Origin of the sequence: Methanocalculus taiwanensis (assembly GCF_024372745.1) — an archaeon.
In the GTDB taxonomy this organism is placed as follows: domain Archaea; phylum Halobacteriota; class Methanomicrobia; order Methanomicrobiales; family Methanocorpusculaceae; genus Methanocalculus; species Methanocalculus taiwanensis.
Genome location: NZ_VOTZ01000028.1, coordinates 1 through 21,569, shown reverse-complemented (window position 1 = coordinate 21,569; position 21,569 = coordinate 1). Strand labels below are relative to the sequence as shown.

General features: G+C 53.4%; 17 protein-coding genes. 12 read left to right on the top strand and 5 right to left on the bottom strand.

Features of this window, described 5'->3' with window-relative positions; translation table 11 throughout:
• Positions 1-535: 535 nt before the first annotated feature.
• Positions 536-991, bottom strand: a complete 456-nt coding sequence (locus FTO68_RS10610; protein ID WP_255333384.1) for a hypothetical protein — start codon at positions 989-991, stop codon at positions 536-538.
• A 518-nt stretch (positions 992-1,509) separates the two neighbouring features.
• Between FTO68_RS10610 and FTO68_RS10605 the strand changes: the two genes are divergently transcribed.
• The 9 genes from FTO68_RS10605 to FTO68_RS10565 all read left to right on the top strand — a co-directional run bounded on the left by FTO68_RS10605 (position 1,510) and on the right by FTO68_RS10565 (position 13,238).
• Complete coding sequence (locus FTO68_RS10605; RefSeq protein ID WP_255333382.1) at positions 1,510-1,941, top strand: pyridoxamine 5'-phosphate oxidase family protein; 432 nt, start codon at positions 1,510-1,512, stop codon at positions 1,939-1,941.
• Between the two features lie 151 nt (positions 1,942-2,092).
• Positions 2,093-4,450, top strand: coding sequence for a CO dehydrogenase/acetyl-CoA synthase complex subunit alpha (gene cdhA, locus FTO68_RS10600; protein WP_255333381.1), 2,358 nt, complete (start codon positions 2,093-2,095; stop codon positions 4,448-4,450).
• The gene (gene cdhB, locus FTO68_RS10595; protein WP_255333380.1) at positions 4,447-4,983 is read left to right on the top strand and encodes a CO dehydrogenase/acetyl-CoA synthase complex subunit epsilon; all 537 of its coding nucleotides are present in this window, start codon (positions 4,447-4,449) and stop codon (positions 4,981-4,983) included. The genes cdhA and cdhB overlap by 4 nt, the downstream gene beginning before the upstream one ends.
• A gap of 4 nt (positions 4,984-4,987) precedes the next feature.
• The gene (gene cdhC / locus FTO68_RS10590; RefSeq protein ID WP_255333379.1) at positions 4,988-6,364 is read left to right on the top strand and encodes a CO dehydrogenase/CO-methylating acetyl-CoA synthase complex subunit beta; all 1,377 of its coding nucleotides are present in this window, start codon (positions 4,988-4,990) and stop codon (positions 6,362-6,364) included.
• Positions 6,361-7,572: a CO dehydrogenase/acetyl-CoA synthase subunit delta gene (gene cdhD, locus FTO68_RS10585; RefSeq protein WP_255333378.1), complete on the top strand. Its 1,212-nt coding sequence runs from the start codon at positions 6,361-6,363 to the stop codon at positions 7,570-7,572. The genes cdhC and cdhD overlap by 4 nt, the downstream gene beginning before the upstream one ends.
• Positions 7,573-7,588: 16 nt before the next feature.
• Positions 7,589-9,022 (top strand): acetyl-CoA decarbonylase/synthase complex subunit gamma, encoded by a 1,434-nt coding sequence (acsC, locus tag FTO68_RS10580; protein ID WP_255333377.1) that lies wholly within the window; start codon positions 7,589-7,591, stop codon positions 9,020-9,022.
• Positions 9,019-10,863 carry an ASKHA domain-containing protein gene (locus FTO68_RS10575; protein ID WP_255333376.1) on the top strand — a complete coding sequence of 615 codons (1,845 nt, stop codon included), beginning with the start codon at positions 9,019-9,021 and terminating at the stop codon, positions 10,861-10,863. The genes acsC and FTO68_RS10575 overlap by 4 nt, the downstream gene beginning before the upstream one ends.
• A gap of 62 nt (positions 10,864-10,925) precedes the next feature.
• Positions 10,926-11,687, top strand: a complete 762-nt coding sequence (locus FTO68_RS10570; RefSeq protein ID WP_255333375.1) for an ATP-binding protein — start codon at positions 10,926-10,928, stop codon at positions 11,685-11,687.
• Between the two features lie 1,161 nt (positions 11,688-12,848).
• Positions 12,849-13,238: a type II toxin-antitoxin system death-on-curing family toxin gene (locus tag FTO68_RS10565; RefSeq protein ID WP_255333374.1), complete on the top strand. Its 390-nt coding sequence runs from the start codon at positions 12,849-12,851 to the stop codon at positions 13,236-13,238.
• A gap of 1 nt (position 13,239) precedes the next feature.
• Here the strand turns inward: FTO68_RS10565 and FTO68_RS10560 are convergent, their stop codons facing one another.
• The 3 genes from FTO68_RS10560 to FTO68_RS10550 all read right to left on the bottom strand — a co-directional run bounded on the left by FTO68_RS10560 (position 13,240) and on the right by FTO68_RS10550 (position 14,967).
• A complete protein-coding gene (locus tag FTO68_RS10560) occupies positions 13,240-13,503 on the bottom strand; it encodes a hypothetical protein (protein ID WP_255333373.1) in 264 nt (87 codons plus the stop codon).
• 14 nt (positions 13,504-13,517) lie between these two features.
• On the bottom strand, positions 13,518-14,618 hold the full coding sequence (locus FTO68_RS10555; RefSeq protein WP_255333372.1) for an SDH family Clp fold serine proteinase: 1,101 nt from the start codon (positions 14,616-14,618) through the stop codon (positions 13,518-13,520).
• A 178-nt stretch (positions 14,619-14,796) separates the two neighbouring features.
• Entirely contained in the window at positions 14,797-14,967 is a 171-nt protein-coding gene (locus FTO68_RS10550; protein ID WP_255333371.1) for a hypothetical protein, read from the bottom strand.
• 826 nt (positions 14,968-15,793) lie between these two features.
• On the opposite strand from FTO68_RS10550, the gene FTO68_RS10545 reads away from it, so the two are divergent.
• Both FTO68_RS10545 and katG read left to right on the top strand, forming a co-directional pair.
• On the top strand, positions 15,794-16,573 hold the full coding sequence (locus FTO68_RS10545) for a 4Fe-4S dicluster domain-containing protein (RefSeq protein ID WP_255333370.1): 780 nt from the start codon (positions 15,794-15,796) through the stop codon (positions 16,571-16,573).
• Between the two features lie 337 nt (positions 16,574-16,910).
• A complete protein-coding gene (gene katG, locus FTO68_RS10540; RefSeq protein WP_304364252.1) occupies positions 16,911-19,106 on the top strand; it encodes a catalase/peroxidase HPI in 2,196 nt (731 codons plus the stop codon).
• A 219-nt stretch (positions 19,107-19,325) separates the two neighbouring features.
• Here the strand turns inward: katG and FTO68_RS10535 are convergent, their stop codons facing one another.
• Entirely contained in the window at positions 19,326-20,603 is a 1,278-nt protein-coding gene (locus FTO68_RS10535; RefSeq protein WP_255333369.1) for an ATP-binding protein, read from the bottom strand.
• 156 nt (positions 20,604-20,759) lie between these two features.
• Here FTO68_RS10535 and FTO68_RS10530 point away from each other — a divergent pair, with 156 nt between their 5' ends.
• Positions 20,760-21,356: an acyltransferase gene (locus FTO68_RS10530; RefSeq protein ID WP_255333368.1), complete on the top strand. Its 597-nt coding sequence runs from the start codon at positions 20,760-20,762 to the stop codon at positions 21,354-21,356.
• The last annotated feature ends 213 nt before the right edge of the window (positions 21,357-21,569 follow it).

Here is a 21,569-nt window from a genome sequence, read left to right as displayed (position 1 = left end):
GGGGAATGCATTCTGGTACCTGAACCTGACGGATAAGATGAAGGAACAGCTGAAAGCGATGGGGTTCAAGGAACTGTTCCGGGAGAGAAGGTTGGGTCAGAGTGGGTTATAAAACCGGAAAGTCAGGATATGCATCTGCTGTACTGTGAACCTCATCCTTCCGGCAAACCCCCTGCCCCCCTTCACCTGAAGGGGGTATAAGGATATCAGGGGGTCCGGGCAATCGCGGGGGCACCGGCAGCCGCACCGGGCGAGGGTAAGCCCATAGAAGTGCGGCGTGAGAGATAGTACAGAAGCGATTGCAGGCGGGTGGCGTTCTCCTCCTCCAATAGGCGCGGCAGGGCACGGTAAAACAGAATGGCGGAGAGTGTTAGAGGATGTTTTTAGGGTGTTGCAAGGGGTTGCAGAGTGTTGCAGGGCGTTGTAGGGTGTCGCAAGAGGTTGCAGGAGTTTTGGGATCAGGCAGGGGGAGATGATCAAGTGTGGATTGTGGATCAGAAGAGAGATTCAGATCAGGTGATTTAGATTGGTTTATTCAGATCAGGTGGCGGATCTCCTCTTCCGGCAATCCGGTGACCTCTGCAATCTCACTGATGGACATCCCAAATGCCTTCATCCTCCGAAGGAGTGTACGTTGCCCCTCAGCTTTTCCTTCAGCCCTCAGCTCAGCTTTCCATCGTTTTACCCTTTCTTGTAACATAGGATCCCCACTAAAAGGATTTGGTAGATTATTATATTCATCAGTCTTTAAGGTATTCTCGAAGAATATCAGGAAATCCCGGCGCAATGAATCGAGATCCGGGTTCATACTCATCCATATGTTCAGCCGTTCTCCGAGCAGGAAGAGATCGTCACTTCCGGATAACTGCTCAAGGCCAAAAAGACTGGCGGCGAGATTCCTCACTTCGACGAGGTCATGGACCGATAGCCGGAGCTCATCGACAAGCAGGTATGGAACTGATGGCTTGAACCTGAGCAACGGATCCGGCATATCGATTTTTTTACGATCCGGTACGCAGAAAGCCCACGATTTTAGTCGTGGGATGAATGCGATGATTTAAATGTGATTTAAACCATAATATTTTTGTTCGTTGGACTGCTGATTTTGATCAGTAAGCTTCGAAACATAGATCCATTAAGTGGATCGTTGATCATGTGGACGAAACTGTAGCATTCGATATCTCGTGTCGTCAAAAAAAACATGGTCGATCGTACGCAGAAAGAGATGTGTACGATGGGAGCACTGATACCCCAACGACGCAATGCTTGAATGCTAAGCAACGTTAGAACCTCACGACTTTAGTCGTGGGAGTATGTCAGCCATATACCATCCCCGATAAAGCCGGGGCAGCCCGTCTTGAAACCATCCGCTATTACTATGAGCGCTTTAAGGAGCAGTATCCGGATGAGAGCAGGCGGTAAAAACGCATTCAGAAAACTGAAGAGGACTTCCTGACTTCTCGTAAACTTTATCCCCATACTTCCCGTATGCACCTATGAGGAATCCAAATGGACTTTTCCGAATGCGTGAAATTCGCCCATGAGAACCCGGGGACCTATATCGCCACCATGGACGGCGACCAGCCCCGGGTCAGGGCATTTGCCATGTGGTTTGCTGATGAGACAGGATTCTACTACCATACCGGTATTGGAAAGAACGTCTGGAAACAGCTCACAAAAAACCCCAAAGTCGAGCTCTGCTTCTATGCTCCCGGTGACAGCGCCGGAAAGATGATGCGGGTTGCCGGGTTGATAGAGCCGGTCAATGACAAAACGCTACGGGAGCGGCTGCTCAAAGACCGCCCATGGCTGCTTGATATCGGGATCAAAGACGCAACAGATCCAAAACTTGTCATCTTCAGGATCGCCCACGGAGAGGCGTACTTCTGGACCATGGAATACAATATGCGGGAAGCAGAGGCGCCACGGGTAATCTTCTGATTAGTGCAGCTCAGATGGATCACCCCATTCAACTGGCCTCTATACAAACTATTTTAATCCCACGAAGAACTGATGCACTGATATACAGGGTTCGCACAACACTCACCTGAGATTTCGTGATGAACTCAATTGATTAATCGGATATGGATGGATGAGAACGATGGGCACAAAAGAGATAAATATCAGTATTAAGGAGATCGAGACCGAGATAGGGAATATCAAAGATCTCAGGTTTTCTGTTGGCAGGCTCGCACAGGAGACCTGGGATGAACCGCAGGGGCCGACGCCGTTTCCGTCGATGACCGCACTCCGCAATTGGGATCTGACACTCCTGAATCGCTATAAGCCATTTTACCTCCCCTTCTGTGATCTCTGCTGCCTCTGTACCTTCGGCAAATGCGACCTGACCGGAGACAAGAAAGGTGCATGCGGCATCACGATGCCGGGGCAGCAGTCCAGGATCGTCCTCCTTGCCGCCTGTATCGGGGCAGCGACCCATACAAGCCATGCCCGTGAGCTGGTCACGCACCTGATCGAGGAATTTGGCAGCGACACGCGGCTTGATCCCGGCGGCCTGAACATCAAGGTTGAAGCGCCGATCACACGGCTCGTCTGCGGGATGAAGCCGGAGACGCTTGGGGATCTGGAGACGGTGCTCGATTATTCGGAACAGCAGATCACCTCGCTCCTCGCCTGCACACATACCGGGCAGGAGGGAAATCCCCTCGACCTGGAATCAAAGGTCCTTCATACCGGCATGATCGACCATCTCTCGATGGAAGTTGCGGATATTGCCCAGGTCTCCGCATATGATCTCCCCAAAGCCGATCCGAATGCACCTCTCGTCGATATCGGGTTTGGCTCGGTTGACACCACAAAGCCGGTGATCCTGGTCATCGGCCATAATGTCCCCCCGTCTGTTGAGATCATGGATTATATGCAGGATAACGAGCTGACCGGCGATATCGAGGTGACCGGGATCTGCTGCACCGGGATCGATATGACCCGGTACTCACCAAAGGCAAAGATAATCGGCCCCATCTCCTGGCAGATCCGGTATATCAGGAGCGGCATTCCCGACATCATCGTCGTGGACGAGCAGTGTATCAGAACCGATGTACTGGACGAGGCACGGGTATTAAAGATCCCGGTGATCGCAACAAGCGGGAAGAACTGCCTCGGACTCACCGACAGGACAGGAGATCCGCCTGACGAGATCATCGACGATCTGGTGAGCGGAACGATCGACGGTGCCCTGATTCTTGATCCCGAAAAAGTCGGCGTTGTTGCTGTCAAAACAGCCATGGAGATCGCGCCGAGGCGGAAGAAGGACAAGAAAGGTATCTTCCTCTCACACGAGGAAGCAATAGAGCTGGCAAAACAATGCACCCAGTGCAGGGAATGCCGGCGTGCCTGCCCAAACGACATGCATATCTCTGACGCGATAAAGGCGTTTAGCCGTGAGGATCCCGCAATGCTGGCTGAGATCTATGATTCCTGTGTCGGGTGTATCCGGTGCGAGTCGGCATGCAGCGAGGAGATCCCGATCCACTCGTTAATCGTCGCTGCCGGCGAGGATACGCTCAGGAACGAAGCTTTCAGGCTCAGGGCAGGACGGGGTGCGATCCAGGATATCGAGATCCGGCAGGTCGGCGGGCCGATCGTCCTTGGGGAGATCCCGGGGATCGTCGCATTCGTCGGGTGTGCCAACTATCCAAAAGGCGGCAATGAACTCGCCGAGATGGCAATAGAATTTGCAAACCGGCGTTTTATCACCTGTACATCCGGCTGTGCCGCGATGACAATCGGCATGTACAAAAACGAGGATGGAAAATCGCCATACGAGATATATCCGGGTAATTTCGAAGCAGGTGCAATCGTAAATGTCGGATCATGCGTCTCGAATGCCCATATATCCGGTGCTGCCGTCAAGATTGCGAGCATCTTTGCACGCAGGAACCTCCGGGGCAACTATGCGGAGATCGCAGATTACGTCTATAACCGTGTCGGTGCCGTCGGGGTAGCCTGGGGTGCGATGTCACAGAAGGCCGCATCGATTGCCGCCGGGTTCTGGAGGCTCGGAATACCCGTGATCGTCGGGCCCCATGGGACCAAGTACCGGAGGATGCTCCTTGGGAGAGCCGATCATGATGAAGACTGGTATGTCGAGGATGCACGGACCAATGAGAAGGTGTATGTTGGCCCGGTCCCGGAACACCTCTTCATCTCGGTTGAGACGAAGGAGGAGGCGATGGTGATGATCGCCAAGCTCTCGATGCGGCCAAATGACACCTCACGCGGACGGGCACTGAAGCTGACGCATTATATCGATCTCCACCGGAGGCTCCTCGGCTCGATGCCGACAGACATCCACCGGTTCGTCAGGATGGAAGCGGATATCCCGATCACCATGAAAGAGGATATCGTTGCAATCTTACAAGAAAAAGACTGGAAAGAGACGGTGATACCCGATCCCACGCTCATCCCAAAGAAGGAGGTCGTTCAATGACCCAGGATGCATGGCTGACCGCCGAGGTGGCCGGCCCGAAGAAGGCCTCCCTGATCACAAAGCCCGAGATTGCGGATGCGATGATCAGGCGGGCAAAACGTCCGGTCTTCATCGTCGGGAGCATCGCCGCCGAGATCGATCTTGAAGAGAAGAAGCTGATCGACTATGTGATCGCAATGGCAAAACGGTGCAAAATCCAGGTCGTCGCAACCGGGAATACAAACAACGAGTTCCTGAAACGGGGCTTCACCCCCGATGCGGTGATGCCCGCTGTCGATATCGGAAACCGGCTCACCGATCACACCTGGCAGGGAGTAGATGGGAAGGGGCCGCATGACCTTGCGATCTTTGCCGGCCTCCCCTACCAGATGGCATGGACGATCCTTTCAGGGCTGAAGAATTTTGCCCCGAACCTGAAGACGATCAGCCTTGATAATGTCTACCAGCCAAATGCCAGCTGGTCATTCTCGAATATCTCGATAAAAACCTGGATCATGAACCTTGAGGCAATCCTCGGGAACAGGGAGGGCTGATCTGATGTTTGAAGATATTCCTGTTGATGTCGGCCTTGTCCATGAGGGGGAGCGGATCAGAAAGAGCGATATGCAGTTTGAACTCGGCGGCCCGAAGGTTGCAGAGAAGTTCGAACTGGTCAGGCTGAAGCCGGCAGAGGAGATCGAATCCGGGGCAATCCACATCATCGGACCTGATATTGATGAGCTTGAAGAGGGGAAGAGCCATCCCTTTGGCATCGTAATTGAGATCGCAGGGCCTGAACTTGAGGAGAACCTGGAAGGGGTGATCGAGCGGCGTATCCATGAATACTCAAACTATATCGAAGGCTTCATGCATCTCAACCAGCGGTACGACATCTGGATACGCCTCTCCAGAAAATCCTTTAAGAAAGGGCTCACATCATTCCGGTTCATCGGGATGGCGATGCAGGAGCTCTTCAGAAACGAGCTTCCGATCATACAGGAGATCCAGATCACCTTCATCACTGATCCCGAAGAGATCAAGCCCCTGCATGCAGAGGCAATGGCAGTCTATGAGGCACGGGATGCACGGGCACGCGGCCTATCAGACGAAGATGTGGATGTCTTCTATGGCTGTGCACTCTGCCAGTCATTTGCACCAACCCACGTCTGCGTCGTCACCCCGCAGCGGTATGCCAACTGCGGGGCGATCTCCTGGTTCGACGGGCGGGCGGCAGCCAGGATCGATCCCAAGGGCCCGATCTTCCCGATCGAGAAGGGAGAATGCGTCGACCCCAACACCGGTGAATACACCGGGGTGAACGAGAGTGCCAAAAAGCGATCAATGGGTGAGGTGGACCGGATCTATCTCTACTCGGGTTTTGGCTACCCCCATACCTCCTGCGGCTGCTTTGAGGCGATCGCCTTCTATATTCCTGAAGTGGAAGGCTACGGTATCGTCCACCGTGGCTTCCGCGATCTCGCCGTAAACGGCCTTCCCTTCTCAACAATGGCAGATTCAACCGCTGGAGGCCGCCAGATCGATGGTTTCCACGGGATCTCGATTGAATACATGCGGTCACGGAAATTCCTTCAGGCAGATGGCGGATACGAGGCAGTCGTCTGGATACCTGAAGAGATCAAGGAGCGGCTGAAAGACTATATTCCCGAGTCCGTATTCGGTGCAATCGCAACCGAGAAGGATGCCACCACCATTGATGAGCTGAAAGCCTTCCTGATGCAGCAGAACCACCCGGTTGTCACCCAATGGACTGAGGTTGCCGAAGAGCCGGAAGAGACGGCGGTGATCACCGCAGGCGAACTCCCGATCACCACCGGTGGTTTTCGGATCCTGCTGAAGAACGCCCGTATCTATGCCGACAAGGTGATCATCCAGCCTATACAGCCCAAAAAACCCGGACGGGGGGAGAAGCAATGACGAAGAAGAACCAGATTCATGCAGATGCCGTGCTCGGGGAGCGTCTGCTCTCACTTCTCTCGGGGGTGGAGCAGGTCGAGTTTGAGAACTTCAGGATGGAGATCGGTGATCTTGAGCTCTTTATCCCGGTTGGTATCGGCGGCGTACCCGGAATCGTCCTCCCCAAAGAGCCAAAGCGGCCGACCGAGCTGTTCCGTGAGGGTTTCAGCCCGGCGGTGGAGAGCTATCCCGGCTCAATCCGGGAAGTGACGCTCGGGGCAACGAAGAAAGAAGGCGGCAGCCGGGGGAGCACCATTACTATCGGCGGATCGACTACTCCGGCATTCTCAAATCCCGCCATTCCCCCGAAGAACAAGACAGCGATATCAATGGATGTCTTTGATATGGATGTTGCCCTGCCAAAAGCCCTCAAGGCAGCTGTTCTTGATGTGATGGATGATCCTGCGGAATGGGCACGGATGAATGTGAACACCTTCGGCGCAGATTGTGTAACGGTCCACCTTATGAGCACAGACCCGCTCATCCAGGACCGATCGCCACAGGAAGCGGCAAACACCGTCGAGGAGGTGCTCCAGGCAGTCGATGTTCCGCTGATCATCGGCGGATGCGGGGATCCGAAGAAAGATGCCGCCGTCTTCTCCGAGGTTGCGGAACGAGCCTCTGGCGAACGGCTGCTCTTAAACTCCGTCACCCTTGATATGGCAGAGGCAAAGACCCTCGAAGGGGTGGCAAAAGCCGCACATGATAACGGGCATCTGCTCCTTGCCTTCACCGGGCTTGAGTTAAACAGCGCAAAAGAACTGAACCGGCGGCTGTACGAATACATGCCACCTGAAGAGATCGTAATGGATCTGACAACCGTTGCACTCGGGTATGGGCTTGAGTACTCCTTCACCATTCATGAGCGTGCACGCCATGCCGCACTGATGGGGGATTCCGAACTCCAGCACCCGACGATCTCAGCATCCACAAATGCCTGGGCAGCACGCGAGGCATGGATGACGATGGAGCCTGAGTACAGCCAAAAGGAGATCCGGGGTCCGATATGGGAGACGATCAATGCCCTCACCCTCCTCCTTGCAGGAGTGGACATCTTCATGATGATGCATCCTTCAGCCGTCCGGACGATGCAGGATGTCAGATCATGGATGATGCAGCAGGATAATGCGGTTTTCGAGGCACCCGACTGGGTGAGGACGAGGTGCTGAGGAGGGGGTGGAAGATATGGCGAACAATACAAAGAAGAGCATCAAGGAGATCAGCCCGATCGATGTCTACAAGCTCCTGCCAAAGACGAACTGCGGCGAATGTGGCGAGGCAAACTGCATGGCATTCGCAACAAAACTCGTCAATGGCGAATACACGATCCCGGATTGCCCGCCGCTGGCAACAGAGAAATATGCCACCCTTCTGTATGATCTGGGCGAGCTTCTTGCCCCGCCCGTGAAGGCGGTCAGAATCGGAACCGGGGAGCATACGATCCTCATCGGTGGAAAGCATGTACTATACAGGCATGACTTCACCTACCACAACCCGACTCCGGTGATCATCGATATCGATGACAGCATGGAGAAAGAGGATATCCTGAAAAGAATCGAAGCAATCGAGGGCTTCACCTACCAGTACATCGGGAGGGATCTCCGGCTGGACGGGGTCGCAATAAGGTCAGTAACCGGCGATCCTGATGCCTTCAGGGAGACGGTGAAGACAGCCGCTGGCGCCACCACATATCCCTTGATCCTCTGCTCCCTCGATCCGGCGGTGATGGAGGCGGGGCTTGCCGAGGCAGCTGATCGCCGACCGCTCATCTATTCCGCAACTGAGGAGAACTGGCAGGCGATGGCCGACCTTGCCCTTGGGTATGATGCTCCGCTCGTTGCATCTGCACCCGGCGATATCGCCCTTCTCAGGAGCCTTGCAAAGACCCTCATCGCATGTGGAATAACTGACCTGGTCCTGGATCCCGGCACCTTCACAGATGTTGGGTTTGCTCAGACGATCTATACATTCACCCGGCTCCGGAGGGCGGCATGCATCGCCCGTGACGAGCTTGCAGGGTTCCCGCTCCTCGGCACCCCGATCGCCGCCTGGACGGGTGATGAGCTCGCAAAGGAGGCGGTGCAGTGGAAGGAGACGTACATGGCGGCGATGCTCATATCCCGGTATGCGGATCTCCTCATCATGCACAGCATGGAGGCATGGAACATCCTCCCCCAGCTGATCTGGCGGTTCAATATCTACACGGACCCACGGAAACCGGTATCCGTTGATGCCGGGGTCAGGTCATTTGGGAACCCGGACAAAAACTCCCCGCTCCTGATCACAACAAACTATGCCCTCACCTTCTTCACGGTGGAGGCTGACATCAAGTCCGCCCATCTCGACTGCCACTTAATCGTCGTCGATACAAGCGGGATCAGTGTCGAGAGTGCAGTTGCAGGAAGATACCTCACCTCGGACGTGATGGCAGAGGCGCTGAAGACCTACGAAGCAGAGGCGCTTGTCGATCACCACACGCTGATTATTCCGGGCCTTGCAGCACGCCTCTCCGGCGAAACTGAAGAAGTGAGCGGCTGGCGGGTGATGGTCGGCCCGAAGGACTCATCCGGCCTGAAACGGTTTATCGAGGAATACTGGCCGCCGAAGGACGACGAATGAAAGAGGAGTGCAGGGTAATCTTCCACCCCTTAAATACGGTCGTCTCCGTTTCACGGGGAACAAACCTTCTCGCCGCACTCAGGAATGCACACGTCCAGATCGAGAGCATCTGCGGTGGGAAGGGGGAGTGCGGAAAGTGCCGTGTGATCATCGAATCCGGTGATTTCAGGGAGAAGAGGCTCACCCAGAAGAACCACGTAACGGCGGCTGAGCGGGAACGGGGGTACCGCCTCGCCTGTGAGATCTTCGTCTCCGGAGACATGGAGGTGACGATCCCAGTCGAGAGCCGGATCGAGCGGCCGCAGATCCTCTGCGGGCTCTCCGGCGAATGTGACTGCGGGGGAATGGATCCGGCTGTCAGGATATACCCGCTTGAGATCAGATCCAACCCGACTCTTCCCCACGCAGGCAGATCGATTCGCCTGAGAGAGTATACAGGAAAGAGGCCTGCTATCAGCGATGCTGAGTACCGGAAGATGCAGGAATCAGATACCGGGCTCGTCGCAGTCCTGACAGAGACAAACGGCTATCCCGAGGTGATCGATGCCATACCGAACGAGAAGGCTGGCCCCCCCCTCGGCATCGCCCTCGATCTCGGGACAACAACGATCGCCTGTGCACTGGTTGATCTGGATTCCGGGCTTGTTATTGCTGAAAGTACGACAATGAACAAGCAGATCACCTATGGGGAAGAGGTGATCACCAGGATCGCCTTTGCCATGAAGGGGGACGGCCTCCGGCTCCTCCAGCAGGCAGCGGCTGAGAGCATCAACCTCGCTATTTCGCGTGTTGCCGAGGCTGCCGGGGTTGACCCGCCTGAACTGGTGGAGATTGCTGTTTCGAGCAATACCGTGATGAACCACCTCCTCATGGGTACTGATCCGGGATACCTTGAGCTTGCAGATGCCGATGTTTCCCGAAAACCGTTCATCAGGAAGGCGGCATCACTTGGGATCAGCATACATCCAGAAGCCTACTGCTTCTGCCTCCCGAACGTGAGCCGGTTTGTCGGCGGCGATGCGGTATCGGGGGTACTCTCCTCAGGGCTGCACTGCAGTCCGGATATCTCCCTCTTCATTGATCTCGGTACAAACGGGGAGATCGTGATCGGCAACAAGGACTGGATCGCTTCCATATCCTGTGCCTCGGGTCCTGCATTCGAGGGGGCGGGTATCAGCTCCGGGATGCGGGCGATGCATGGCGCCATCGAGAAGGTGGCGATTGAGCCGGAGACTGGTGAGGCACACTGCATGGTGATCGGGGGTGGGAAGCCACGTGGCATCTGCGGCTCAGGGCTGATCGATTGTGTCACCGGGATGTTCCAGGCAGGCATCCTCGACTTCAAGGGCATCCTGACCTCCCATCCGCTTGTCAGGGAGGGGCACAATGGTCCTGAATACGTGGTGGTGAGAGCAGAAGATTCTGCAACAGGCAGGGATATCGTCATCACACAAGCAGATATGGATTACTTCATGGACTCTAAAGCCGCCCTCTGCGGGGGGATCGGCGTGCTCCTGAAGAAGTACCGGATGAAGGTGACAGATATCAGGCACATCTTTCTGGCAGGGGCATTTGGGGCGTTTGTGGATATCCATAATACGGTTGAGTTTGGGATCATCCCTCATTTCCCGAATGCAGAGGTGCATCCGGTTGGAAACACCTCACTGAAAGGTGCATATGCGGCACTGGTATCGAAAACCAAGCGGAGGGAGGCTGAAAAGATTGCCGGCATCATGGTCTATATCGATCTCCTCGTTGATGTTGACTTTATCGAGGAGTACACCGCCGCCCTCTTTATTCCGGGGAAGGAGGAGTATTTCCCGCTGAAGCTATCAGAATGACAAAAGGGATCGTTTAAGGCAGGCAGATGATGAGTGAGAATGGAAATGGATGGTGATTGAACATGAAGACACTGGTGACGATGGGACGGGGAGGAACAGGAAAGACGAGTTTTACGGCACTTGCGGCAAAGCACTTCATCGCAAAGGCTCAGACACCGATCCTCCTTGTGGATCTCGATCCTGACCAGAACCTCGCCGAGATGGTGGGGATCGATCTCGATAAGGAAGGCGTGAAGACGATTGCAGATCTCATCTCAGAGACGTTTATAAAGCGGGGCGGCACCACGACAGGGATTGCCCCCACTGAACGGATCGAGAGCCGGATCTGGGAGGATGGCCTGTATGAAGGCGGTTCATTCGATCTCATCGCAGTCGGGACGAAGTGGGTGGAGGGCTGCTACTGCCTTCCTGACTCGGCACTGAAGGGAGCACTTGCGACAATTACGAAGAACTACCGGTATGTGCTGATCGACTCACCGGCAGGACTTGAACACCTGAACCGGAAGGTGGCAAGCCAGGTAGATGATATCTTCGATATTATGGGCCCCTCGCACAAGTCATTTGAGCATGTAAAACGGGCACACCGGATCATCAGGGAGGTGAAGATCGGGATGAACCGGTTCTTCATCGTGGGAGGATATCTCTTCCCGGAGTCAGAGGAGGAACGGGCAAAGACAACCCTCCCACATGAGTATCTCGGGAAGGTAGTGCAGGACCCACTGGTGCAGGAGTATGTCCTCTCCGGGAGATCGCTTCTGGATCTCCCTGATGATACGCCAGGCTATCTCTCGGTGAAGGAGATCCTTGGGAAAGCCGGTTACTGAAGAGAATAAGGTGAGGGGAAGACAGGGAAGAGACCGGAGACCTTCCGGCCCCTCTTTGTATCGGTAGCCTGATGACCGATTACAATTAAGACCATACGTAGCTCTACAATGTCAAGTTTCAAATAGATTCTGTTGAGATCAAATAGTAAGATCTCTATATAATGAATGAAATTATATTGTTTGTGTTAATAGATCTATTAACCCGGAAGTAGAATCGCTTAAAGAACACATCGTTTCTCACATACCCCATATTAATCACTTATTTGAACAAGCGTCCCTCAGGGATTGCTTTTCGACGACAACTCACACAAGTGGAAGACTGCATTTGACTATATGGTGGGTCTGGTAACTGCTCCCTCTCAACGGACTTTAACCTCAATTGCAACCTATTGCAGCTCAATAAACAATCAGGCTTTCAGCCACTTTCTTTCTCAATCCCCCTGGGATCATAGGGCACTCACTACCTGGATCAGGGATCATGGATGGCGAACCATCGGGAAAAACGGGCTTTAACCTGAGAAAGGCGTGGAAGCCAGGATTGTGTGTGTTAATGATATCATTAGCTCCTGGCTCCTATTTGTTGTAGGTTGTTGAAGCGGATAGCCTTTTCGAGATGGTGATAGTGAGGGTGTCTTCATCATTCTGTGGATGGATGGAACCCTCAGTCAGTTAATCTGCATGATTCTCTTATGGGTGCGGTGAATTCAGGGAGAGGAATGGGATTATGCCTGGTTAATGTGACATTGTAGAGGTAGGGTCTGTTGAGATATAACTCAATCATATATCGAGTCGAATAAATTATCTTCAACACCAAATCATTTCAAAGGGAGTGAGATAGTATTATTAACCTATGCAAAAAATTGAGTTAAATGTTTACACTGCCTAAGTGAAGTGGATCTGCAGGACGCTTGCGGAGATGAAGGAACAGGTCGGTGGTCACGAGAATTGTCTGCGAGCGAACGAGGGCTGGCGGCACACGAAGATCGGCGATGAACAGCGGATGTAGCGGATCAGCGCCGGCGGCCCCGTGGGCGGTAAGAGCTTTCCGGCGGTATCCGCCGCCTCATATCGGCACGCAACGTCGCGCGTGAGAACCTTTTTTCCCAGATAGCATCAATACTTCACTATTCCGGCGGCTGACGGAGGAGCGGGAGATCGGCAATGGAAGATTTCACGATAGAGGAGGTGATCGGCTATCAGATCGAGATCATCCTGGCAAGCGACCTCGATGAGGATCGGGGGCTCGAAGGGCTGCTGCTCAACCCCGGGAACCTCGACTTTACCGTGACGTTCAGCAACAACTTCCCCGACCCGTTTGAGCGAGCCGCGTTCGTGCTCCACGGGCTTGCAACGGGGCATGCCTTCGTCCAGGGGAACAAACGGGTTGCGTTTCTGCTCGCCGCTCTCATCCTGCTCCGAACACCGGAGCGATATACCCTCACAAGCTCCGACGAGGAGAATGACCGTTTCGTGCGGGACGTTGCCGAAGGCAGAAAGACACGGGAAGATGCCAGAGTCTGGCTCTGTTCGGTTGTGAAAAAAAGTCCGTGATTTATTCTGCCAAGAGCTCGAGGGTCTTTTTGTGCCGCTGCATGAGCATCCTGAAATCATCGTCCTTCGAGGGTTGCGGCATCTCCTCCCGCGTCTCTGGAACGGGGCACTGTATTAGAGGCGCGATGGTGAAGTTACCAATAAGGCCAAAAGTCCCTGAACTCTTCATTGAAGAGACTGAATTGCCCGAGGAGTGATAGCGATACGGGCCAACGGGTTTTAAGAACCCCTTCTCATTATCTGAACTTGTTATCCGTGAATACATCTCTCGCACCTCCTCTATACGGCTATCGTTTTCCAACCAGGAGTCATTGGTGCTACGTTAATATTAATGTTCAGGTCAGGCATGCGGACGGCGCTGATTGCTCTCATTGACCGGTACTCACTCCGCAGGCGGGTGCTTTCGACAGTTGCCTGGAGGAGTTCGTAGTTAACGGATGGGAGCGTTAAGAGCTGGATCTGTTGGAAATGTTGCTGGAATATTTGGGGCAAAAATTGTGGAGGAGTATTTGCCGGTAGTTGCAGTTGTTGAACCGATCCAATGGCTTGAGAAAGACAAGGATCCCTCATAACTATGTCAAACGGGTTAAATGTCTCCTTGCATTTCATTTCCTCCTCCATGTCCTCCCATACCCTCCATATTAGCTTTTCAAGGCTTGGAGGTGCATCGATGACATTGAGACCAATTTTTTTTGCTTCTTTTCTCCCTACTGGATAACCGTGATGGTAGAAGGATTTGTTGAGTGCTTCAGATATTGCCTTCACTTTATTGTGATCAGCCATATGGAGACCGAGCAGTTTCGTACCGAGCGAGAGAGCGAGATTCGAGCTTCGCTTGGCGGCTCCGATGGGGATCGCCCCTACTTCTTTTGCGACCAGTTCAAAAGCGCGCTCTTTCTGCTCCTGATCCGAGATGCCTACATCTGTACTGACAAAATCCAGAAAGTGTGCCAGGTCTTCTGCGGCAAATTCGAGTTTTTCCTGCTTTCCTTCTATATTTTTAACAATGTGCAATTGAGGATCGACAGGCCCAAGGTTGGAAAACGGGTGCATGACTATTTCGTTAGCACCGAGGGCGAGAAGCGTCGCTGCGCTGTACGCTTCATATGGTATCAGAACGCCAACTTCATCAAATCGTTCACGCAGCAGGCTAATAATTCGCCACGAAACAATTGGATCGCCTCCTCTACTGACGAGAAGGAGATCGATCTTTCTCTCATCCTCCGGGATCTCGAGGATCTGCCGGCAGAATTCCGGTATTACATCAGAAGCAATAACTCCTTCGGCATTTGGTCTCGAGCTAGTAACGTATGTGATGAGTGGCCGCCCGCGATCCTCCTCGATCTGCCTATATAAGTCGACCCTCTTGGCGTAGGTCATATGAGAACCTTGGATTAATCGATATATTAAGATGACGGATTCCTGCGAAGGTCTGCTACGGGTTTTGTGTGGCCAAAAGCCGGTGCCAAACGGCGCCGCTCTCTCTGTTCCGGTCCGATGTCCGTGAGGGAGGGATCCCAGAAGCTCCACATGCTCGATGCCCTTCTATCGTTCATTTTCACCATGCGCGGGGTCCTTTTCTAAATATGTGGAACGCGACGATCCTTGCATTGTAACGCAGTTCCTCCACTCCTATCAGCGCTCTTTCGGTATCAACGTCTTCGAGAGCGATTACATTCCAGAACTTTTCAACTACCGCGAAACCCAGCTTAAGGAGCTTCCCTACCACACCTACCCGGCGCTGCGAGGGGATCGATGATGGTACAATTCGATCCGATATCGATCCTTTCCTCACCTCAATGTACCTCTACCATGTCAAGTTTCAAATAGATTCTGTTGAGATCAAATAGTGACTCTTCTCCAAAATTCTGATCCACAGGTTTCTCCTGAATTCTTAGGAACAGGGGAGTGATCCCATTCGAGATCCCGATGCAACAAACGGATCATTGGGAGTGATTGAAGCAGGTGCGGCGCGGGTATCGGGGGGCGGGGTCAGCGAAAGAGACAGGCTGGCAGAGGTGATAAGCCCTTGCTTAAGAGAGCAACCTGAAAGGCGATTCCGAAGGAATCGGGGCATATCTCCTCTGAAAGCCAGACGGAGCATCCTCGCCCCTCCCCGCGCCAGCATCTGCGGCCGCCCAGTACAACCTCCCTTGCGGAGCATGTGCGGACGGGGCAGGGGCGGTGGGGGCTTTTGCCACACGAGTACCAGAGCCCCCTATCCTGGCGTAACTCCATGCTTGTCTCTGACTCTTTTACCACCAATAAGCTTTAAATAATGAAGATGAAGTAAACTGTATGAGTGTCAAAATATATTGTGACATTTTACTATCTCCATTGGTCAGAAAATAGCAAATTAAGACTATTCACGTATTATTATATTCTTCGGATAGTAATGCCCTTCAGAAATATGGAGAAGAGCCTGAGGGTGTCTTCACCATTCTGTGGATGGATGGAACCCTCAGTCAGATAATCTACATGATTCTCTTATGGGTGCGGTGAATTCAGGGAGAGGAATGGGATTATATCTGGTTAATGTGACATTGTAGAGGTAGATGGATCTGCATGCTTTTTTCCGGGACGAAACGATAGAGACGTACGGTGAGGCCGCCCTCCCCTCCCTCTCAGAGAGAGATAGGGGATATGTGCAGGAGTTCTTTTCTCCCGGAGAATCGGTAATCGTCTTAGGGAAAGCAGTTCCGAAAGAGGCATATTCCCTATCTCCACGCGAGCAGACTGAGATCATGCTTGGAATTGCCGAAGCGCTGAATGACACTGCGATCCGGCTTGAGAGCCAGCTCACGAGCGAAGGTATCCCGGCCCGGCATATACCCCTCTATCTTCCGATCAGGATTGAGGATGGCCGGGTGCGGGGCGTGGTGCGGCTGAAGCAGGTTGCCGCCGCTGCCGGGCTCGGGACACTGGGGAAAAACACCCTGCTCCTGAATCCGGAGCACGGCCCCCGGCTCCTCCTCTCCGGGGTCGTCACCGGAAGATCGGATCTGTTTAACACCAAAAACGGGCAGGAGCAAAAGAACCCTGAAGATTCAATCAAAGAGAATCCGGATATCTGCATTGGATGCGGGAAATGCATAAGGGCCTGCCCGGCATCTGCGATCGGGCCGGACGGTGTCGACGTCTTCCGCTGCCGGACAATCAGCCCCTGGGTGCCGGGACCGGTTGTCCCAATAGCAAAGTGGCTGATCGGCCGGCAGCTCCTCCTCAGATGCATGGCGCCTCTTGCCCCCTGGATTGCGAAGACGGCGACGATCCGGTGCAGCAGGTGTGTAACGGAGTGCCCGGTGTTTGGGGACAGGAATTGGACGCAGGAATAAAAGAGAAAATCCCAATTTAACTGCATTTATCGTATTAGAGGGCAGTTATAATAAAAATTTATGAATTTAGGCCATAGATGATCTGAACATAGGGATTTGTTCTCTACGCAAATGACAGGATATTACAACAACCTCTAAATAACCTTAAAAGCACATATTCTCGATTTTATTACATCTCCTGCCATTTTATGAACCGCACCGTTAGGTTAATGACATGAGAGTATCATGTAAGAGACTGGGAGCAAAAGAGTATTAAGAGAACAATCGTGGTGGACAGAGAGGTAAAAAGGCAGTTTCCAAACAAAATCCACCTGATAGATACACAGGAAATGACATTATGACTGACGACAACAAAAGCCCTGCAATGGGCATGGGAAATCCAATGGTGAGCGGAAAAGGAAGAACGATCCAGGACTGGTGGCCAAACCAGCTGAACCTGAAGCTTCTGCACCAGCACTCTGAAAAGTCAAATCCGATGGGCAGGGATTTCAACTACAGGAAGGAGTTTGAGACACTCGACCTGAAGGCTGTCAAGTCAGATCTGAAGTCGCTGATGACCGACTCAAAGGAGTGGTGGCCTGCGGACTTTGGCCATTACGGGCCTTTCATGATCCGCATGGCATGGCACAGCGCCGGCACCTACCGCATGGGAGATGGCCGGGGCGGCGCCGGATCCGCACAGCAGCGGTTTCCGCCACTCAGCAGCTGGCCTGACAACGTCAATCTCGATAAGGCACGCCGCCTTCTCTGGCCGATAAAACAGAAGTACGGCAGGAAGATCTCCTGGGCCGATCTGATGATCCTCGCCGGAAATGTTGCCCTGGAATCTATGGGATTTACGACATTTGGCTATGGAGGCGGCCGCGAGGATGCGTGGGAACCCGAAGAAGAGGTCTACTGGGGATCAGAAGAGGAATGGCTCGGTGACAAGCGCTATTCGGGTGACCGTGATCTCGAAAACCCGCTTGCGGCCGTCCAGATGGGATTGATCTATGTCAATCCCGAAGGCCCGGACGGAAACCCCGATCCAATCGCAGCAGCAACGGATATACGAGAGACCTTTGCCCGCATGGGGATGAATGACGAAGAGACCGTCGCACTCATTGCCGGTGGGCACAGCTTTGGAAAATGCCATGGCGCTGGTCCGGCAGACCATGTCGGGCCCGAGCCCGAAGCCGCCCCCATCGAGGAGCAGGGGCTTGGCTGGAAGAGCAGCTTCGGCACCGGGAAAGGCGGCGACACCATCTCAAGCGGCCTTGAAGTTACCTGGACGAACACGCCGACGAAGTGGAGCAGCAACTTCCTTCGGATACTCTTTGCCCACGAGTGGGAGCTGACAAAGAGCCCTGCCGGTGCACACCAGTGGAAGCCAAAAGGCGATGGAGGCGCCGGGACTGTGCCGGATGCCCATGATCCGTCAAAGCGGCATGCCCCCTCCATGCTGACGACCGATCTCTCGCTCCGGTTCGATCCCGCCTATGAGAAGATATCGCGCCGCTTCCTTGAGAATCCAACACTCTTCACCGACGCATTCTCCCGGGCATGGTTCAAGCTGACACACCGCGACATGGGTCCCCGTTCACGCTATCTCGGTTCAGAAGTTCCGAAGGAAGATCTGATCTGGCAGGATCCGATCCCGGCAGTTGATCATAAACTGATCGATGCAAACGATATCGCCTCCCTCAAGGAGAAGATCCTGGCATCAGGGCTATCGGTTCCTGAGCTGGTGGCAACCGCATGGGCATCGGCATCCACCTTCCGGGGCTCAGACAAGCGTGGCGGTGCCAATGGCGCACGTATCCGCCTTGCACCGCAGAAGGACTGGGAGGTGAACGAGCCCGCCCGGCTGGCTAAGGTACTGAAAACCTTAACAGATATCCAGGCTGCATTCAACAGTGCGCAGAAGGGCGGAAAGAAGGTCTCGCTTGCCGATCTGATCGTGCTTGCCGGGTGTGCCGGAGTCGAGAAAGCGGCACAGAACGCCGGATACACCGTGACGGTTCCCTTCTCGCCGGGACGAACCGATGCCTCGCAGGAGCAGACTGATGTGGAATCCTTCGCCGTCCTTGAGCCGAAAGCAGATGGCTTCCGCAACTACCAGAAGACCCGCTATGCTGTATCCGCAGAAGAGATGCTCGTTGACAGGGCGCAACTCCTGACCCTGACTGCGCCTGAGATGGCGGTGCTTGTCGGCGGCATGCGGGTGCTGAACACCAATTATGGAGAGACCAGCCACGGCGTCTTCACCACAAAACCAGAGGCACTCACAAACGACTTCTTTGTGAATCTGCTTGACATGAGAACTGAGTGGAAGCCGATCCAGGGAGAAGCCGACCTCTTCGAAGGCCGCGATCGGAAGACGGGGGAACTCAGGTGGACTGGCACCCGTGTCGATCTCATCTTCGGATCAAATGCCCAGCTCCGGGCACTGGCTGAGCTCTATGCATCTGCGGATGCAGGGGAGAAGTTTGTCCATGACTTTGTAGCGGCATGGGCAAAAGTGATGGATCTGGATCGGTTCGATCTGGCTTGAGGTGGGTTGGAAGCATTCAGATAGTGGAAAGCTTCTGAAGAGGATGGATCATAAGAGTATTGAAGAAAAAAGCCGATATAATGTGGATTGGTTATTTGCCCAACATATATTTGGCAGAAGTGATTAATCCCTTTCTTTTTTTATGAATCATTGCAGGATAAGAAACAGGATCGTCTGGACCATCTGCATTGTACAACAACACCATGGATGAAAGCATCATCACATGCTGCTATTGTCCGGTCTATCGCCCAAACCTTCAATGAGCCACCGCCATACCGGCATAACATGAACCTTCATCCCATCGGGAGTGGTAATCTCCTCCTCCTGGTTATAGGTGAGTATTGTCCCATGTGAGAGACCATGAGCCGCCATAGCCTGGGAGAGCCCTGCGATCTCACGGTCACGATCAATAGCGTTCAGTTCATAGGAGATCTGGAGCACTTCAGTGGTGTGATCTCTATCACGGATGATGAAATCACATTCACCAGATTCTTTGAAGAAGAATATCTCCGCACCTCTCCTTCTCAGCTCGATGAATACCAGGTTCTCCAACAGGCGGCCGGTATCCTGTGAAAAGCGGAATGCAATGGTATTTCTCATCCCGTTATCTATCACATAGAGCTTCTTCTGCCCTGCATACTGCCGTTTCAGAGAGGCATCATACCGGTAGAGTTCAAAGACAAGATATGCTTCTTCAAGATAGCCGATATATGATCGGACTGACATCGGACTCTTGATCCCAACTGCTTTTGCGAGTGAATTATAGCTTGCCTCCTTTCCCGCATTTGAAAAGACAAACTGCACAAGCTGCTGGAATGCCTTCACCTCCCGTATACCGAATCTGGAGACAATGTCACGGTAGATGATGTCATCATATGTGCGTTTCAGGTACTCCGGATCACTGAATTTCAGGAATTCTGGAAAACCACCCTCTTCAAGATAGCGATCAAAGGCTCTCAGGATTTCAGCTTTCGTTTTCGATGTCAGTGGAACGGCGTCTATCCCACAGAATGTAAGAAGCTCGGGGAACGAGAACGGATAGAGTTCGATCTTTGCATATCTGCCGGTAAGGTGTGTCCCAAGCTCTGATGAGAGGAGGCGGGCATTTGATCCCGTCAGATAGATTTTGTACCCCTCATCATGAATACGCCGGATAAATCGCTCCCATCCCGGGATATTCTGGATCTCATCGATAAAGATAGTCCGGGAATCTTTTGCAATCTTCTGAAAGAGGATCATGAGCCGGGAGAAATCAGCAGCGGTAAAATCAATCAGCCGCTCATCATCAAAATTCATGTAATAATAGGAGTCGTAGTGAGTGGCAAACTGGCGTAGGAGTGTCGATTTTCCACATCGCCTCACCCCTGAGATGGTGACGATCTGATCGTGCCGCATATACCTGTCGTATTCGATGGATCTCTTCACACCGGTATCCTTTGCGATGAATACCTCCTGTTGATCGAGGATGATCTCTTCGAGGGTGCGATCGGTTAGCATAGATATTACCAATATTGATTTTACATCTATTTTGCATATTAGTAATATATACTTTCTGCCAGCTTCACGATAAATAGAAAGTCCCATTTGAGATGAGCGGATCTATCCACCCCAACCCCTCCCTTTTTCTCTGATCACCGCTCATCTCTCTTTCAGATGATCGAATACGGCACGAATACCATCGGCAAATCCCTCACCGTCTTTGAGCCGGTCACCATCGGCTTTCCCTCCCGCGACTATATCGGCAGAACCGATCACCCCGGCACCGTGATCGGTGCAGGCGTGACGCTTAGGTCCGGAACCATCCTCTATGCGGACGTCACCCTCGGGGATCGCTGCAACACCGGCCACAATGTCCTGATCCGCGAGAAGACAGTCATCGGGGATGAGACATCGGTTGGCACCGGCACCATCATCGAGGGGAACTGTTCAATCGGATCGCAGGTGAGCATCCAGAGTATGGCATTCATCCCGACCCATACCAGAATCGGGGATCATGTCTTCATCGGCCCGCATGTCACCCTCACAAATGACCGCTACCCGCCATCCGGCAAACCCCGGCTCGAGGGGCCGGTGATCGAGGACTATGCCGCAATAGGGGCGGCGGCCATCATCCTCCCCGGCGTCACCATCGGAAGGGGGGCGGCCGTTGCAGCGGGATCAGTTGTGACGCATGATGTACCGGCTGGGATGATGGCAGTTGGCTCTCCGGCACGGATACGGCCGCTTCCCGAGGAGATGAAGAGGGGATAGAAGAGTCGGAAATTGGAAGAGAATGTAAGGAAACCTCATTGGGAAGTTTAGGGAGATCTCTGTCTGCTGCTTGTGAACTACCACGCCCTGAAGGGCGTGGCTTCCTGCTTCATGGACAATACTTGCATCACTGAGATGTGATGTAGCGGTATCATCTCCACAGGCTCAAAGGGCTGTTCCATCCCCACGCGGTGAATATTCACCGCAGCATTG

Excerpts from the sequence above, each read along its gene's own strand:
- FTO68_RS10610 (WP_255333384.1), bottom strand. The coding sequence starts at position 991 with ATGCCGGATCCGTTGCTCAGGTTCAAGCCATCAGTTCCATACCTGCTT.
- FTO68_RS10605 (WP_255333382.1), top strand. The coding sequence starts at position 1,510 with ATGGACTTTTCCGAATGCGTGAAATTCGCCCATGAGAACCCGGGGACC.
- cdhA (WP_255333381.1), top strand. The coding sequence starts at position 2,093 with ATGAGAACGATGGGCACAAAAGAGATAAATATCAGTATTAAGGAGATC.
- cdhB (WP_255333380.1), top strand. The coding sequence starts at position 4,447 with ATGACCCAGGATGCATGGCTGACCGCCGAGGTGGCCGGCCCGAAGAAG.
- cdhC (WP_255333379.1), top strand. The coding sequence starts at position 4,988 with ATGTTTGAAGATATTCCTGTTGATGTCGGCCTTGTCCATGAGGGGGAG.
- cdhD (WP_255333378.1), top strand. The coding sequence starts at position 6,361 with ATGACGAAGAAGAACCAGATTCATGCAGATGCCGTGCTCGGGGAGCGT.
- acsC (WP_255333377.1), top strand. The coding sequence starts at position 7,589 with ATGGCGAACAATACAAAGAAGAGCATCAAGGAGATCAGCCCGATCGAT.
- FTO68_RS10575 (WP_255333376.1), top strand. The coding sequence starts at position 9,019 with ATGAAAGAGGAGTGCAGGGTAATCTTCCACCCCTTAAATACGGTCGTC.
- FTO68_RS10570 (WP_255333375.1), top strand. The coding sequence starts at position 10,926 with ATGAAGACACTGGTGACGATGGGACGGGGAGGAACAGGAAAGACGAGT.
- FTO68_RS10565 (WP_255333374.1), top strand. The coding sequence starts at position 12,849 with ATGGAAGATTTCACGATAGAGGAGGTGATCGGCTATCAGATCGAGATC.
- FTO68_RS10560 (WP_255333373.1), bottom strand. The coding sequence starts at position 13,503 with ATGTATTCACGGATAACAAGTTCAGATAATGAGAAGGGGTTCTTAAAA.
- FTO68_RS10555 (WP_255333372.1), bottom strand. The coding sequence starts at position 14,618 with ATGACCTACGCCAAGAGGGTCGACTTATATAGGCAGATCGAGGAGGAT.
- FTO68_RS10545 (WP_255333370.1), top strand. The coding sequence starts at position 15,794 with ATGGATCTGCATGCTTTTTTCCGGGACGAAACGATAGAGACGTACGGT.
- katG (WP_304364252.1), top strand. The coding sequence starts at position 16,911 with ATGACTGACGACAACAAAAGCCCTGCAATGGGCATGGGAAATCCAATG.
- FTO68_RS10535 (WP_255333369.1), bottom strand. The coding sequence starts at position 20,603 with ATGCTAACCGATCGCACCCTCGAAGAGATCATCCTCGATCAACAGGAG.
- FTO68_RS10530 (WP_255333368.1), top strand. The coding sequence starts at position 20,760 with ATGATCGAATACGGCACGAATACCATCGGCAAATCCCTCACCGTCTTT.